At 39.5% G+C, this 14,100-nt stretch carries 17 protein-coding genes; 8 read left to right on the top strand and 9 right to left on the bottom strand.

Going from position 1 to position 14,100, the window contains the following annotated elements; all coding sequences use genetic code 11:
• Positions 1–167: 167 nt before the first annotated feature.
• Positions 168–425: a type II toxin-antitoxin system HicA family toxin gene (locus tag ACE1AQ_RS18715; RefSeq protein ID WP_106909756.1), complete on the top strand. Its 258-nt coding sequence runs from the start codon at positions 168–170 to the stop codon at positions 423–425.
• Positions 400–621: a type II toxin-antitoxin system HicB family antitoxin gene (locus ACE1AQ_RS18720; protein WP_106909757.1), complete on the top strand. Its 222-nt coding sequence runs from the start codon at positions 400–402 to the stop codon at positions 619–621. The genes ACE1AQ_RS18715 and ACE1AQ_RS18720 overlap by 26 nt, the downstream gene beginning before the upstream one ends.
• Positions 622–698: 77 nt before the next feature.
• Here the strand turns inward: ACE1AQ_RS18720 and ACE1AQ_RS18725 are convergent, their stop codons facing one another.
• The 5 genes from ACE1AQ_RS18725 to ACE1AQ_RS18745 all read right to left on the bottom strand — a co-directional run bounded on the left by ACE1AQ_RS18725 (position 699) and on the right by ACE1AQ_RS18745 (position 5,823).
• The gene (locus ACE1AQ_RS18725; RefSeq protein ID WP_110544324.1) at positions 699–2,075 is read right to left on the bottom strand and encodes an MlaD family protein; all 1,377 of its coding nucleotides are present in this window, start codon (positions 2,073–2,075) and stop codon (positions 699–701) included.
• A gap of 313 nt (positions 2,076–2,388) precedes the next feature.
• Entirely contained in the window at positions 2,389–3,168 is a 780-nt protein-coding gene (locus ACE1AQ_RS18730; protein ID WP_002763710.1) for an ABC transporter ATP-binding protein, read from the bottom strand.
• 27 nt (positions 3,169–3,195) lie between these two features.
• Positions 3,196–3,828 (bottom strand): 2OG-Fe(II) oxygenase, encoded by a 633-nt coding sequence (locus ACE1AQ_RS18735; protein ID WP_110544322.1) that lies wholly within the window; start codon positions 3,826–3,828, stop codon positions 3,196–3,198.
• A gap of 97 nt (positions 3,829–3,925) precedes the next feature.
• Positions 3,926–4,702: a DUF3226 domain-containing protein gene (locus ACE1AQ_RS18740; protein ID WP_110544320.1), complete on the bottom strand. Its 777-nt coding sequence runs from the start codon at positions 4,700–4,702 to the stop codon at positions 3,926–3,928.
• 2 nt (positions 4,703–4,704) lie between these two features.
• Entirely contained in the window at positions 4,705–5,823 is a 1,119-nt protein-coding gene (locus tag ACE1AQ_RS18745; RefSeq protein ID WP_110544318.1) for an ATP/GTP-binding protein, read from the bottom strand.
• A 204-nt stretch (positions 5,824–6,027) separates the two neighbouring features.
• On the opposite strand from ACE1AQ_RS18745, the gene pheT reads away from it, so the two are divergent.
• A complete protein-coding gene (gene pheT, locus ACE1AQ_RS18750; protein WP_374808991.1) occupies positions 6,028–8,463 on the top strand; it encodes a phenylalanine--tRNA ligase subunit beta in 2,436 nt (811 codons plus the stop codon).
• Positions 8,464–8,628: 165 nt separating this feature from the next.
• Here the strand turns inward: pheT and ACE1AQ_RS18755 are convergent, their stop codons facing one another.
• Complete coding sequence (locus tag ACE1AQ_RS18755) at positions 8,629–9,975, bottom strand: AAA family ATPase (protein WP_110544314.1); 1,347 nt, start codon at positions 9,973–9,975, stop codon at positions 8,629–8,631.
• A 246-nt stretch (positions 9,976–10,221) separates the two neighbouring features.
• Between ACE1AQ_RS18755 and ACE1AQ_RS18760 the strand changes: the two genes are divergently transcribed.
• The 3 genes from ACE1AQ_RS18760 (at position 10,222) to ACE1AQ_RS18770 (ending at position 12,092) form a co-directional block, all read left to right on the top strand.
• Positions 10,222–10,407, top strand: coding sequence for a hypothetical protein (locus tag ACE1AQ_RS18760; RefSeq protein WP_002754073.1), 186 nt, complete (start codon positions 10,222–10,224; stop codon positions 10,405–10,407).
• Between the two features lie 256 nt (positions 10,408–10,663).
• A complete protein-coding gene (locus ACE1AQ_RS18765; protein WP_110544311.1) occupies positions 10,664–11,119 on the top strand; it encodes a hypothetical protein in 456 nt (151 codons plus the stop codon).
• Between the two features lie 649 nt (positions 11,120–11,768).
• The gene (locus ACE1AQ_RS18770; RefSeq protein WP_110544344.1) at positions 11,769–12,092 is read left to right on the top strand and encodes a ferredoxin; all 324 of its coding nucleotides are present in this window, start codon (positions 11,769–11,771) and stop codon (positions 12,090–12,092) included.
• Positions 12,093–12,161: 69 nt separating this feature from the next.
• Here the strand turns inward: ACE1AQ_RS18770 and ACE1AQ_RS18775 are convergent, their stop codons facing one another.
• Positions 12,162–12,497 (bottom strand): DUF5615 family PIN-like protein, encoded by a 336-nt coding sequence (locus ACE1AQ_RS18775; protein WP_110544309.1) that lies wholly within the window; start codon positions 12,495–12,497, stop codon positions 12,162–12,164.
• Positions 12,481–12,804: a DUF433 domain-containing protein gene (locus tag ACE1AQ_RS18780; RefSeq protein ID WP_002802877.1), complete on the bottom strand. Its 324-nt coding sequence runs from the start codon at positions 12,802–12,804 to the stop codon at positions 12,481–12,483. The genes ACE1AQ_RS18775 and ACE1AQ_RS18780 overlap by 17 nt, the downstream gene beginning before the upstream one ends.
• A 269-nt stretch (positions 12,805–13,073) precedes the next feature.
• Between ACE1AQ_RS18780 and ACE1AQ_RS18785 the strand changes: the two genes are divergently transcribed.
• Both ACE1AQ_RS18785 and ACE1AQ_RS18790 read left to right on the top strand, forming a co-directional pair.
• Entirely contained in the window at positions 13,074–13,313 is a 240-nt protein-coding gene (locus ACE1AQ_RS18785) for a UPF0175 family protein (RefSeq protein ID WP_002754053.1), read from the top strand.
• A 5-nt stretch (positions 13,314–13,318) separates the two neighbouring features.
• Entirely contained in the window at positions 13,319–13,801 is a 483-nt protein-coding gene (locus ACE1AQ_RS18790; RefSeq protein WP_039899737.1) for a DUF3368 domain-containing protein, read from the top strand.
• Positions 13,802–13,871: 70 nt separating this feature from the next.
• On the opposite strand, the gene ACE1AQ_RS18795 is transcribed toward ACE1AQ_RS18790, so the two are convergent.
• Complete coding sequence (locus ACE1AQ_RS18795; RefSeq protein WP_002747316.1) at positions 13,872–14,051, bottom strand: hypothetical protein; 180 nt, start codon at positions 14,049–14,051, stop codon at positions 13,872–13,874.
• Positions 14,052–14,100 lie beyond the last annotated feature (49 nt).

A 14,100-nucleotide genomic window follows, 5' to 3' on the forward strand; every position in this document is an offset into this window, starting at 1 on the left:
CTAGGTTCTGTGTGATAAGTTTAACTTATATAGGATCGATCAATCTTTGTGTCCTTTGTGTCTTTGTGGTTCCTTCCACTCGCTCGCTAGGAAGAATGTATCTTAGAATACATTTTGCCCACCAAACCTAAGAGAGCCAAATAGATTGAGTTCGTTGTGATCGATCGATGGGAAAAAAAGAAAAACTGCTAGAAAAGGCCAAAAAATCGCCTCAAGGATTACGTTTTAGCGAATTTGAGAGTTTGCTTAATCTTTGCGGTTGGACTTTTGACCATCAAACAGGAAGTCATCACATTTGGTATTCATCCAAGAGAGTCCGTCTATCTATTCAACCGACAAAAAACGGTGAAGCGAAAGCTTATCAAGTTAAACAATTTTTAAAAATACAGGAGGAAGAAAATGAATCCAACCACCGAGGATTTTAACGGTTTTAGCATTAATATCTTCCAAGATGAGGAGGGAGATTGGATAGCATACTTAGTAGAAATGCCTAGCGTTTCCGCTTTTGCTGATAGCCCTCAAACAGCACTCAATCAATTAATTTTAGCTTGGGAAGGCGTTAAAGAAAGTTATCGTCAACATGGTGAAGAAATTCCTCATTTAGCTATGACAAAAAATTAGGCACACTAGCAGGGTCTTGAAACAATTTAGTACAAATGCTCGGACTTTTTTTTCCCAACCCCTAACCCCAAATTCTGCTACTCAGATTCAGGTTTCTTAGGGTCTTTTTCTGGGGTATTAGGGGCGGGATTTGGGGCTATTGTCGCAATTTGGGCGGCCATTCTTGTCATTGCTTGACCTTGGGCGAATTCCTGCTGTAGTTGTTCGCTAGAAGAAACCAAACGACTTAAACCTTGAATTAAACGGATAATTTCCTGTCGCAGTTGCGGATTACCGGTAATTTCATCCACATCCGAGGTGATTTTCTGAAGATTGGCAAAAGCAGCGCGAGAGGAGTCGAGGAGTTGCTGTAGGGTGACAACAGTGGCAGGATCGGAGAGATAAGCGGTAAAATTTCCCAAATTTTCACTTAATTTAACAGCATTTGCCGAAATAGTGTTTAAATTCTCGATAATTTGGCTTTTCTGCACTTCCGTCAGAATCGGATCCAAAGCAGCGAGAGTAGTTTGTAGGCGATCGCTAGTAGTTTTGATACTATCGAGAGTAGCAATTAAACGATTTTGATTAGCTGCCAAAAAAACCCGCAGTTCTTCGGTGGTTTCTCCCACCAAAAGCAGCGTTTTTCGGGCCTCCACTAGGGTAGCGTCTAAATTTCTCAGGCCGCCACTTCCCTGTAAACTTCTCAGTAAAGTAGTTGCTTCCTGACTCAATCCCCCGACACCAGAAAGATCACTAGAAAGGCGATCGAGAGAACCGGATACTTGCGGTAAGGATTCCAGGGATCTCATCCCCGAATTAACTTTACCTAGAGTACCGCTGCGACGAACCTCGCTTAAAGCGGTGGTTGCCTCACCACTAAAGCGATCGAGTCCCCCCAAGGCATTAGCAGCGCGTTGGGTAAAAGAACGAAATCCGGCCACCATATCGGGATCGCTAACTAGATTAGAAATTCTCAGTAAAGATCTGATCAAGGTATTGACATTTAGCGCCGATTGCCCTTGTAAACGGGAACCGTTACAGATAATCACTTCCCCATTACAGTTAGGACTCAAAGGGGGTTCTTTGACACCACCGACGGGTAAAGCTTGCAGGGGAGTAATATCGATCGTGGTTTCACCCACTAAACCGGATTGAATGGCTTCGATGAGGGAATTACTGGGAATTAGGCGATCTGCTGGCGAAATCTCCACTTCTACGGCGACTCCCTCCGGTTCTGGGGTAATTGCCGTCACTTGCCCGATTCTCACTCCCCGATAACCGACGCGGGTTCCCACCATCATGCCACCCACATTAGGAAAAAGGAAGCTGGCTCGATAACTGCGCCCCCCGAAGCTAAAATTACTTAACCAGGCGATAAACCAGATTAATATTCCCCCCGATGTCAGTAACATTAAACCGATACCACTTTGCCGCAGAGTTGGGGAAATCCCCCGTTGTGAACCGCCAGCTTCCATAAATAATTACTCCTCATCTCTACACAGTATCTTACAGGAGAAATCGGGGTATTTCAGCGATCAGTGATCAGTGATCAGTGATCAGTTATCAGTTATCAGTGATCAGATGCGAGTTAAGCTAAGACGCATCTTAACCGCCTATCCTTAGATTAGCTGAATTTCCCCCGACCCTCCCGATGTCGGGGGGGGGCAGGGGGTTTGGGGGTTGGGGGGGTCTTGCAAGAGTGCCTCTTGCCTCGTCTCAACAAGCAATTTAAATGCGCGGGCAGCTTATCAGTTCACTGATTACTGATTACTGTTTACTGTTTACTGATCACTGAATTGGTCCGTCGATACTGCCGGTAAAAAATTGCTTGAGTACGGGGATTTCCGAGTGATAAGCCTCTTGAGTCGGCCCAACCCATTGAAATTGACCTTTATAGAGAAAAACGATGCGATCGGTGGTATTTTCGATGGTGCTGTGGACGTGGGTGACAATGAGATGGGCCCCACAGGCTTTTTTTACTTTGAGAAGTTCCATAATTACCGTCTGGATGCGGGTAGAAGCGACGGGATCGAGTCCGGCAGTGGGTTCATCGTAAAGGAGAATGTTCGGTCGATCGGCGGCGATCGAGGGATCGCTGATAATTGCTCTGGCTAAACTGACGCGTTTTCGCATCCCTCCGGATATTTCAGAGGGATAGAGGTCGTAGGAACCGGACATTCCCACTAAATCGAGTTTTTCTTCCACTAAATCCCGGATTTCGGCTCGTTTTAGCTTTGAGTTGCGATAGAGAGCAAAACCGACATTTTCCCCGACAGTGAGGGAGTCAAAAAGGGCCGATTGTTGGAAAACTAGACCAACACCGAGGGGATCTTCCCCCTGTTCTACGGTTCTCTGGCGTTTTGTGCCGTAGATGTACACTTCTCCTCGATCGGGGGCCAGTAATCCGGCGACTAAGCGCAAAATCGTCGATTTTCCCGTCCCCGATGGACCGATCACGCCGATCGCTTCCCCTTCGTACACTTTCAGATCGACGTTATTTAAGATTACTTTCTTGCCGAAAGCTTTGGTTACTCCCCTTAATTCGACGATCGGTTCGCGCATCACCATCTAGAATATCTTTACAAAAATGCCCTTTTATTGTAGGGCAACAACCCGAGCTTTCTTTTTTTTCTTTTCTGGTTTTATGGTTCGCGATTCTATCTGTATTTCGGGAATCTCTCGCAATTCTTCGGCATCTAAACGATATTGTTCGCAGACAAGACTCAGACGAATACCAGAACAGCTAACGGGATTAACTGAATGGGTGAGATCTCCTTGAAAGAGGATCAGGGTGTTAGCACAAGGACGAATCTGGGCCACGGAACGATTGCCTGTTGCTAGTACCAGTTCCCCCCCTTGAATATCTTTAGGAACCTGCACATAAAGGACGCTAACTAGGAGCGGAGGATCGATTGTTTTACAATAGGAGCGCAGGGAGCGATCGATATGGGGATCGACGCGTGAACCGGTTTGTAGGAGTAAGGGGTTAAGATAAAAAGCGTTGCAGTCAGCTTGTAAACTGCGATCAAGATAGGGTTTAAAATAGGGAAACATTCGTGCAACTTCGCTGATTTGTGTGCGTCGAAAAGCGATGGAAAAGCCTTTGGTTTTAACGAAATCTCGATTTAAATTGTTAACTGTGAAGTGGGGACAAGCGAGAATCTGTCCTTGTAGTTCGCTCAGATAACTGGGAGTAAAAGCGTCGGGATATTGGGAATAGTAAGGCACGGATAGAATCGCAACGGGATGGCAATCTTTAGGATAGCTTGTTTTTAGTGGAGATGGGGATAATTTCGATAGCAGCTATTCAATTATCTTTTTTTTCTCAAAGTCCGATAATTTGCTCAAGGAAATTTTTAATAAGCTTGATGCTCTCTAATTCTAGGGTTTGCTTATCTAGCCAGCGATTATCTTGTAGGGAAACTTGTAGGGCTTTACCCGGTCTTAATATACTACTAATACTGGATATAATTGCTTTCTTTTCACCTGCTGGTTTTTTAAAATCTTCTAGATCATTTTTAGTTAACTGATTCCTGTCAATACTTTCTATGTAGGTTTGAGAAAGATTGAGTAAATCAGGATAATTTATCTTAGCACATTCGAGGAGAATATCTTCTAAAGTTCCTTGCTCACGATTGTTAGGAGCGATGAAAATACCACAGCGAGGCGAATGATTGTTAACTTGACCAATTTGAGAAGGTGGTAGCAAATTTGGTAAGTCAATATCCGATAACTTAGTAATTAGTTTATTGAACCTTTCTTGAGGTGTTTCCCTGTAATCAGCATCGGCAAAAATCCCCACACTAAAAAGCTGTGAAGGTTGAATAAACTTGAGACTTTCTTCGATGGTTTGCGCTATGCGTGTATCGCCAATAGCACTATGTAAAGCGATTGATAGTTGCTCATTTTGAACAAAAGATGGTACTGGTACTCGTTTGGTTAAATCATCGTCTAGTGGATAAGCTTTCGGGATAAGTGTTTCCCAAAATTTATCCAATGAAGATAAATGAATAACTCGCTTTAAGCCATAAAATTTAAGTAAACCAATTAGGAATTCGACATCCTGGGGACCTTCGACAACAATATAGCAGTATCTCACCATCTTTACCTCACATCTAACCCACGTTCCCAACGCAATCTATGCAATAAATCGCCCGAAAATCTTTGAGGTTTTTCCCTTGGAGAATTTAATCGAAAAGCTACCATGTCTTCTATGGCCTTTTCTGACCGTAGCATGGCATCAACTGCTTCTAAACTATGGGTAGTTACAAAAAGTTGAATTCTTCTTTGATTACAGGTGTTAATTAACCAAGAAAATACACGACTTAAGGCAGAAATATGAATAGATGTCTCGATTTCATCAATTAGAAGTACCCCATCGGTAATTGTCAACAAACTAAGCACCATAACTAAGGTTCTTTTAAATCCGTCACCAAACACATAGAGAGGAGCAAAACCAAGCTGTTTATGTTCTATATAAAGAGTTGGTCTATTGTTGGGTGAAAGTATTTGTAGGTCGGTGATTTCCTCGTCAAATAACCGAATTAAAGCTAGGATGTCATCTTTGTTATTTTCTTCCTTTAGGATAATTTTGGATAGTCTATCTAGAATTGGTTCCGAGGACAAATAAGCAGGAAATATGGTGGCATTCTCCACCAGTATTTTTTGTCTTTTCCTTTGAATAAAACGCTCTTTTTCCCAAAACTGAAATACTTGTTCATTATCTATCCCAAGCAGACTGCCTTGCTCTAAAATATGGGCGGTAACACTTAATTCTAACCCATTGATAACCAGATCTGTTTCCGAATCGGTGGAATCATCATTGAACTTTTCTGGGTTGCCTTTTTCGTTGCTCGCACCGTAAATATCGGTGAGATTAGCCGCTAGATTTTTAATTGGTGAATTTCCAGTACACTTGATCGAAATTTGTCCTTGATAGGATGGGTTACTAGCAAGATTATTCTGACGAAAGAAAACCCATTTAATTGCTTCCAAATCCGGTCGCATTAAAGATATTCTGCCTAAGTATAATCGACGTTGGGCCACTTCTAGCCACTGAAAGGGATCGAGGGGATTACAAACAATTGAAACAGCTTCGAGAATGCTAGTTTTGCCAGAATTATTATTACCGACAAAAATGTTCACCTGTCCTAGAGAAGACAGTTCTATTTGTTCAAAACCACGATAACCACTGATTTGTAAACTTTCAAAAAGCCGAGTCATTTTTACTGGCTCCTACAATATTGCCGATAATAACTGAAATAGCTAGGATCAAAGATAAAATTTGCAATTTTTACGATAAAACCCTTGTATTATAACTCATTTGTGGCTCTTTTTTTGACTAGCAATCATTTTCCTGCCAACCCAGTCGCGGTGACAACCCACCGTTTACAATAGTTAAGAACCAACGGCAAGCAAGAATTAACGATGCGGATTTCGATCAACTGGTTACGAGAATTAGTCAAAATAGCCCAATCTCCCCAAGAATTAGCCGAATTATTGACAATTGCGGGAATAGAAGTGGAAGAGATCGAGGATCGCCGAGAATGGGCAAAGGGTGTGGTTATTGGTAAAATTATCGATCGCCAACCCCATCCCAATGCGGATAAATTAAGTGTCTGTCAGGTGGATATCGGTCAGGAAAATCTTAGTACAATTGTCTGTGGTGCGCCCAATGCTAGGGCTGATATTCTAGTTCCCGTGGCTACTTTGGGAACCTATTTAGCCAAAATCAATTTAACGATTAAACCGGCTAAATTGCGCGGGGTAAAATCGGAAGGGATGATCTGTTCCCTCGCAGAATTAGGATTAACTAAAGATTCTGAAGGAATCCACATTTTTAGCCAGGAAAATCTCCCTTTAGGTACAGATGTTCGTCCCCTTTTAGGACTCGATGAGGTGATTTTAGATATTTCTCCCACCGCTAACCGTGCCGATGCTTTGAGTATGATCGGAGTCGCGCGGGAAGTGGCAGCTTTGACAGGAGGAGAATTAAGCCTACCAAAAGTGAAATTAGGTGAATTTTCCCCTAAAAAAGATTTAACGCTGGAAATATCAGAAAATAAAGCTTGTCCTGCTTATATTGGTACGGTGATCGAGGGGGTAAAAATTGGCCCATCTCCGCTATGGTTGCAACAGCGTTTACAGGCTGCCGGATTGCGATCGATCAATAATGTGGTCGATATTACTAATTATGTACTTTTGGAGTGGGGACAACCCTTACACGCTTTCGATCGCGATCGTTTACAAAGTTTTGCCGGAGGTAAATCCGTTACTATTGGGGTCCGTTTTGCCGAGGAAGGGGAAAAAATCATTACCCTTGATGGTCAGGAAAGAAGCTTAAAAGAGCTTAATTTATTAATTACTGCCAATAATAAGCCGGTAGCTTTAGCGGGAGTGATGGGAGGTCAAGATACAGAAGTTAACGAGGAAACCGTTAATCTTGTGCTAGAGTCGGCTTTATTCGATCCGATCGCTATCCGTCGTTCCTCAAAAGCGCAGGGTTTACGCAGCGAATCTTCCGGACGCTATGAACGCGGTGTTAATCCCGCCGCTTTGGAATATGCTTGTCAAAGGGCGATCGATTTGATTCTAGAGTTAGCTGGGGGAACTGTCAGCAGTCAGGTTAAAGCTGATTATCGTGCCGATCAGTCCAGTCGTTCGATCGAATTGCGTTTAGAACGTTTGCAGCAGCTACTGGGTCAAGTTACCCTAGATAATGGTGCGATCGGCAAAATTCTCGCCGAAGATGTGGAACGGATTTTAGGCAATTTAGGCTGTGAATTACAGTTAACCTCGAAAAATCCTGTTCTGTGGACTGTGACAGTGCCAGACTACCGTTATCGGGATTTAGAACGAGAAATTGACTTAATTGAAGAAGTGGCGCGACTGTACGGATATGATCGCTTTGTCGATACTTTGCCAGCAAAAACCGCAGCCGGAGGATTATCCTTTGAGGAAACTATACAGCGTCGGGTACGGGAAGCTTTTCGAGCAGTCGGTTTGACGGAATTAGTCCAGTATTCCCTAGTTAAACCGGAATTAGCGGAAGTTGTCCTCGCTAATCCCCTTTTTGTCGAGTATTCTGCTTTGCGGACTAATCTCCTCGACGGTTTAATCGAAGCGTTTGAGTATAATCAGTCTCAGGGTAACGGTTCCTTAAATGGCTTCGAGATCGGGCGAGTTTTCCGCTTAGAATCGGATAATATCAACGAATACGATGCGATTGCTGGCATTTTTGGCGGTGATTTCTTCCCTGCTGGACGTTGGCTGCGATCGGGTAAAGAGGTGGCCATGACTTGGTATGAAGCAAAAGGCATTTTAGAAGCAGTATTCGATCGCCTTTCGCTGACAGTAAGCTACGAAAAAGATGCCGAAGATGCGCGTTTTCATCCCGGACGAACAGCATCTTTATGGATTGGCAAACAACGCCTAGGTATATTCGGTCAACTACACCCGCAATTGCGTCAGCAAAAGGGATTAATTGAGGCAGTTTATGCCTTTGAAATCCAGTTCCCGATCCTGTTAGCAACTCTTAGCGATAGTGCCAAAATTACCCCGCGTTTACAGGTCTATTCTACCTATCCGGGGGCGGCACGAGATATCGCCTTCTTTGTTTCTACAGATATACCCGTAGATAGATTGACAAAAACTATCAAAAATGCTGGGGGAACTCTTTTAGAAAAAGTCGAATTATTCGATCGCTATCAGGGGCAGAATGTGCCAGAAAATCATTGTAGTTTGGCCTTTAGTTTAGTCTATCGTGCCAGCGATCGAACTTTAACCGATGAAGATGTGGAACCCTTAATGACAAAAGTGCGAGAAGCTTTAGTTAAACAGTTCCAAGTTTCTTTAAGAAGTTAAATTCAGCGATCAATTATCAGTTATCAGACATCGACCTTATATTATCTCAAGAATAATCTCACAGATCGCTATCAATATCGCTGATTGCCTCTAATTGTTACTAATCAGTTTAAGAGGTTGGAAGGGTTCTTTTTCAGACTCGATCTCCTCTAAAAAATATTACAATCAATCGCTTTTGATATACGCTTTAAAAATAGATGATAATTGAAATCGGTTTTGCTCCCTTTGAATTAAATAACGTTGTTGCAAGGATTGTAAACCATTGATTAAATCACTAGCAGATAAATCTAGGTTATTTTTTAACTCCTCTCTAGATAAAGGTTGATCAACTTTACTTAATTCTAAGGCGATTTGTTGGGCAAGGGGAGAACAGCGACCAAAAATTTGTTTTAAATGAGACTGCATTTTTTTTGTAATAACTAAGCTATTTTCTGCCAAGAAATCGTTAACCTTGCCATCAAAAACATCTTTAATCAAAACGGCAATATCAGTTAAATAAAAAGGATTACCTTCGTATAATTGAATTAATTCTAACCATCTTTCCCCATCTTGTAAACCTTTATTTTCAAGAAAATCAATCGCTTCAAATCCTGATAATTCTAAGCATTGAATAGGAGAATTTTCTTGATTAAGATAGTTCATTTCCGCAGATTTTTCTTGACTAATGAGAATAAAATGGCTCTGGTGTTGGATTTCTGCAATCAGTTTTAAAAAATGTTGATAACTGCTATATTCAGGTTGATAATTACCCGCCATTTGACCAACAGCAAAAAGATTTTGAAAATCATCTAAGACGATTAAACATTTATGATTGCTTAGAACTTCTAACAATTGCTGGATTTTATTATCGGTGCTTTCCTTCGGTTCTTTTTGGCAAGTATTCAATAAATCATTTAGCCATAAATCTAAAGACTTAGGAAATTTTAAACTTTTCCAAATCACCACTTCAAATTGTTCTAAATTGAGATCAATAAATCGTTTAACTAGGGTGGTTTTTCCTATTCCCCATAATCCCAAAACAGCAATTAAGCGAGTATTTTGCTTAAATACCCAGTTCGAGACTGTTGCCAGTTCATTTTCTCGATCATAAAAGTCAATAATTTGGGGAGCAAGGGTTAGATCATGATATTTTGATTCAGATTGAGAGTTTATATATCTATTTTTATCATTGTCATTGGGTAAAGTGAAGGTTTGTGTATGGCAAAAATGGTTATTGTTACTATTTACAACATTCAAAGAATTTGGAGATGATTTAATCTTCATTCTTTCTATAGTAGAACGAAAATTAGATTTTCTTATTTCTTCCCCAAAAGCATCCGATAAAAGCTTCCATAATTTAGCACCTTCCTCTCTAATATGAGTCTCACTGCGGTGATATTCGTTACCTATTTCTTGATAACTCTGTCCTTGCCAACTCCCTTCAAAAATAGCCTTCTGGATAGTATTTAGCGGCTTTTTATCTCGCTCAATAAGGCGTTCGTCAATCAGTTGTAAAACTTCCGTGATATTCATACAATCGACACAGCAAAAGACTTTTGGGTATTATAGCCCAACTAAATCCCGCTTTTTCCAATTTTCAGAAAAATTTACCCGACAAAACTCCCGATAAAATCCGATGTTTAGGGGTTGTCACTTTTTGGAAGCGTTTGGCATGATGGAATGTAGTTAAGCAAAACAGACCTAAAACTAACCATATCTAACTCAGCAACGCTAGTTCTAAGTATTATTGCTTATGTCTCAGTTTAACGTAGGTATTTTATGACGAAGTTCGTTTTAGACAAGTATGCGCTCGATTCTAAAAAATCAGAAGCTAAGGCAAAAATCGTCGGTTCATTGGGTTCAAATGCCTCAATTTCAGGGGATCAGATAGAAGTACCCAGTTATGACGCGAGTAAAGTGGTTCAGATTTTAAGTCAAGTTGGTATCAAGTATTCGGGAGGGTAGATTTGAAAATATGAAACCAAATTGGTTGTTACACAATTTAGAGACATCCCAAGCTTTTAGATTAACTCTTGAGATTGTCATCGCTCTTGTCTTGTTTTCTTGGCTACCTTTGGTATTCCAAATAATTGCTGGACTCATCGTCAGTGTAGTTTGTGAAATAATTTTTGCCAAGATTATCACTAGAAACCTCAAAAATAAGTTCTCTGGTGAAGCATTATCCCGAATTTTAAATAATTCACAAAAGAGGTAAATTGTTATGCCGATCGTAGAATCATTTTTAATGGTCAAAGGAGCTATAGCTATTGCACACTGGTTAGCAGCACATGGTACAAGTGCAATGGCAGCAAAAGGAGGTGCTATGATTGCGAATAGTGTTGCGGTTAATGGGTTAGCTACTACCGCTACTACCGTTACGACAATTGCAACAACTTCGTCACTCGCTGTTGGATATGTTCTTTGGACTACGGACAGACTTAAACTTGTGGGAGACGGATTGCAAGCCATGTGTGATGGTGACATCAAAAAAATGGCAGGAAAATTTGCAAAATTAGCTCTCATGTTAGATATAGATTTTGAGTATTTACCTGATGCTATTGAAGACTTGCTCCATGAAAAATTTGACTATTCTTATGAAAATGCTCATAAGGTGGCACAGATAGTACACTCATATGAAAAGGAGATTAATAGAGAAATGAATAAACGTCGCAAATAATCTTTCGGAGAAATCATGAAATTTCTTGCTTATATTGCTCTTTTCATTTTAATTACCTGTACTGTTGTCCTTCTTTTTGAATTTACACAAAACCCATGGATAATAATGGGTATTGTATTATTTTGTCTTGTGATAATAGTTTCTCAATTCAACGATAAGTGGTGGTAAGGAGACAAAAAAAATGGGTGGAATCGATGATGATTTAAGTCAACTTGAAGAAGATTTGAAAACTTATGCAAATGAAGCATGGACTAAAAAAGATGTTGTAGCTGGTCTTAAACTCATTGCAACAATTGGAGGAGCAGCAGGAACAGTAGGTGCTTTGATTGCTCTTATTTCTACGGGTATTCCTATTATCCAATCAATTGGTATTCCCATTACGGGTGCCATGGTTGGGAGTTTAATTAGACAAGCTATTAAAGGATATGATGGTCTTGGTAGTGAAGAAAGAAAATTTGTCAGAAAAGCAGTTCGATTTTTAAATAGTTGGCATGATTCAGGATTGTTAATGGCAACAGGTAAAACAGCTGCTCCAGAAGCTTTTAAAAAAGCTAAACAAATGATTTCTGAAAATCCAAGAACAACGCAAACAATTTACGATAAAAATAAAGTAACTTATGATGATGTTCCTGCTGAGATAAGAAATAAATTGAACACTTCATCAACTAATAATTCTCGTCCAGGTTACTATAATGTAACTTTAATTACTCCTGATGGAAAAGAGACAATTGAAGTTCCTGCTGATGAGTACATTCTTGATGTAGCTGAAGAATACGGACTAGATATTACTTCTGATTGTCGTGCGGGAGCTTGTAGTTCCTGTGCTGGTAAGATCGTTTCTGGTAGTGTAGATCAATCAGATCAATCTTTCTTAGATGATGATCAAATAGACGATGGTTATGTATTGCTTTGTGTTGCTTATCCTACTTCTAATTGTGTCATTGAAACTGATAAAGAGGAATATCTTTATTAGTGTGATCGCTTTTCTGATCGGGTGCATTAACAGAGTATAATGCGCCTTATTTATTATTGTGTCTAATCTTTACAAAAACTCAATCTTTTTATACATATATTGAGGTTCTAAACATTCCCAAATTAAGACTAAATCACTGATAATTTTTCCAATTGGCTGACGTTGTTGGCGAGTGTAAATAATGCCACAATGTTCAATACCTGTAGAGGCCAAACTAAGAAAATCATCATCAAAAGTAAAAATGACTCGTTGTTGGGACAAAGCATAAGCTAGTTGTCTTCCATCAGATGCACCAATTAGACCCTCTTCTGGGGATGTTGTGACATCAACTCCCCGCATTCTCAAGCCGTTTGCAATAGCATTACTAACACTTTCATCCAGATGAAATTTAATCTTGACTGGCATTTTCACCCTGTAATATTTTCTCAATTAAAGATGGTTTGTTTCCTTGTAGTTGTTTAGCAAAAGTTTCTCCTGCTTCAATTTGTCGTCTAATTTCTTCTCGATTGTCATGGTAATAGGTCAAGGCCGCATAAACATCTGCTAGGGTAATAGTAGGATGGTGATAAATAATTTCATCTGGTGACATTCCCATTCTTTCATGCCAAATTACAATATCTTGAACTTTAATTCGATGTCCAGCAATACGAGGTTTTCCACCACAGATACCAGGAGTGATTTCAATATGTTGTGAGATAACTAAAGATGACATAATTACTTGCCAATAAGATCAATCAATCCTTGTTATTATACCATTTTTTCCCAGTAAGGCAACATCAGTGCGATCTCGAAGATATTCGCAAAGCAGCACGCTGATTTTTTTAGGGTGCATTAACAAATTATAATGCGCCTTATTTATTGTCTATTGATGAAATGATCCAAAGACGTTAATTTAAAAGATTGAGGCAAGGCAGTTTGTTGGGTTGGTTTTGTGTTAAAATTAAGTTAGATATGTCTTAATTGATGAAACTTAGCAAGACAATGAATACTTCGATTACTTTTCAAGAAATTGCCGCCGAAATACAATTATTTGATAATATTGAACAAAAAGAACAATTTATTTTTGTGGTGGGTGCTTTAGTTTCTCGCATCATCAGTCTTCATAAAGCCGCAGAAATCATGGAAATGGATACAGAAATGTTCTTGAAAATTTTAGAATTAATGGGAATCGATTTTTCTTATCTTACTACAGAAGACATAGATAGAGAAAAAAAATGGTAATCTCTATGAAAATTGTTTTTAATTCTTCCCCTTTAATCTTTTTGTCTCAGTTAGGATTTTTAGAAAAATTCCTAGATTCTAATGATAATTTTTATTTGCCTGCAACCGTACAACAAGAAATTAATGCCAAACAAGATCAATCTTCAGAGACTCTTAATAAGCTGATCAATCAACAGAAATTAATTATCCTAAATATTAAATTAATCTCTCTAGCAAATAGTTTAAATGAACGTTTAGGGAAAGGTGAATCTGATGCCATTACTTTAGGAATAGAATTACAAACTGATTATATCATCCTTGATGACTTTGCAGCAAGAAAAGAAGCACTACGCTTAGGCTTAAATGTTAAAGGAACTTTAGCGATTATTCGTAAACTTCTCAAAGAAGGAAAGATAGAAATTGAAAATTTGGAGAGTTTTTATCAAAGACTTAGAGAAATTAACTTTAGAGTCAAGCGTGAGATATTTGAGAGCATTTTTGGAGACTGAGTGTGATACTGAAGGCACTGCGTAGCAGCACGCTTATTTTGTCGGGTGCATTAACAGAGTATAATGCGCCTTATTTCTTGTTATTGATGGATTCCCACCATAACTTTAAATCACTTTCATTAATCTTTTTTTGAAGATATTCAATCTGATCTGAATAACTGAGATTTTTCATGTCTTCAGCCATTTTTTCTTGACTGGTTTGTTTAAAAGCTAAACAGTCAAAACTTTTTTTAATTGTCGTTGGCTTCATCAATTGTTACCTCTAAAGGAGAAATAATAGTCAAAATCCCGTAGCCATT

The organism is Microcystis sp. BLCC-F209 (assembly GCF_041928595.1).
Classification (GTDB): Bacteria; Cyanobacteriota; Cyanobacteriia; order Cyanobacteriales; family Microcystaceae; genus Microcystis.

Coding starts and splice junctions, on each gene's coding strand:
- ACE1AQ_RS18715 (WP_106909756.1), top strand. CDS start 168: ATGGGAAAAAAAGAAAAACTGCTAGAAAAGGCCAAAAAATCGCCTCAA.
- ACE1AQ_RS18720 (WP_106909757.1), top strand. CDS start 400: ATGAATCCAACCACCGAGGATTTTAACGGTTTTAGCATTAATATCTTC.
- ACE1AQ_RS18725 (WP_110544324.1), bottom strand. CDS start 2,075: ATGGAAGCTGGCGGTTCACAACGGGGGATTTCCCCAACTCTGCGGCAA.
- ACE1AQ_RS18730 (WP_002763710.1), bottom strand. CDS start 3,168: ATGGTGATGCGCGAACCGATCGTCGAATTAAGGGGAGTAACCAAAGCT.
- ACE1AQ_RS18740 (WP_110544320.1), bottom strand. CDS start 4,702: ATGGTGAGATACTGCTATATTGTTGTCGAAGGTCCCCAGGATGTCGAA.
- ACE1AQ_RS18745 (WP_110544318.1), bottom strand. CDS start 5,823: ATGACTCGGCTTTTTGAAAGTTTACAAATCAGTGGTTATCGTGGTTTT.
- pheT (WP_374808991.1), top strand. CDS start 6,028: ATGCGGATTTCGATCAACTGGTTACGAGAATTAGTCAAAATAGCCCAA.
- ACE1AQ_RS18755 (WP_110544314.1), bottom strand. CDS start 9,975: ATGAATATCACGGAAGTTTTACAACTGATTGACGAACGCCTTATTGAG.
- ACE1AQ_RS18760 (WP_002754073.1), top strand. CDS start 10,222: ATGACGAAGTTCGTTTTAGACAAGTATGCGCTCGATTCTAAAAAATCA.
- ACE1AQ_RS18765 (WP_110544311.1), top strand. CDS start 10,664: ATGCCGATCGTAGAATCATTTTTAATGGTCAAAGGAGCTATAGCTATT.
- ACE1AQ_RS18775 (WP_110544309.1), bottom strand. CDS start 12,497: ATGCCAGTCAAGATTAAATTTCATCTGGATGAAAGTGTTAGTAATGCT.
- ACE1AQ_RS18780 (WP_002802877.1), bottom strand. CDS start 12,804: ATGTCATCTTTAGTTATCTCACAACATATTGAAATCACTCCTGGTATC.
- ACE1AQ_RS18785 (WP_002754053.1), top strand. CDS start 13,074: ATGAATACTTCGATTACTTTTCAAGAAATTGCCGCCGAAATACAATTA.
- ACE1AQ_RS18790 (WP_039899737.1), top strand. CDS start 13,319: ATGAAAATTGTTTTTAATTCTTCCCCTTTAATCTTTTTGTCTCAGTTA.
- ACE1AQ_RS18795 (WP_002747316.1), bottom strand. CDS start 14,051: ATGAAGCCAACGACAATTAAAAAAAGTTTTGACTGTTTAGCTTTTAAA.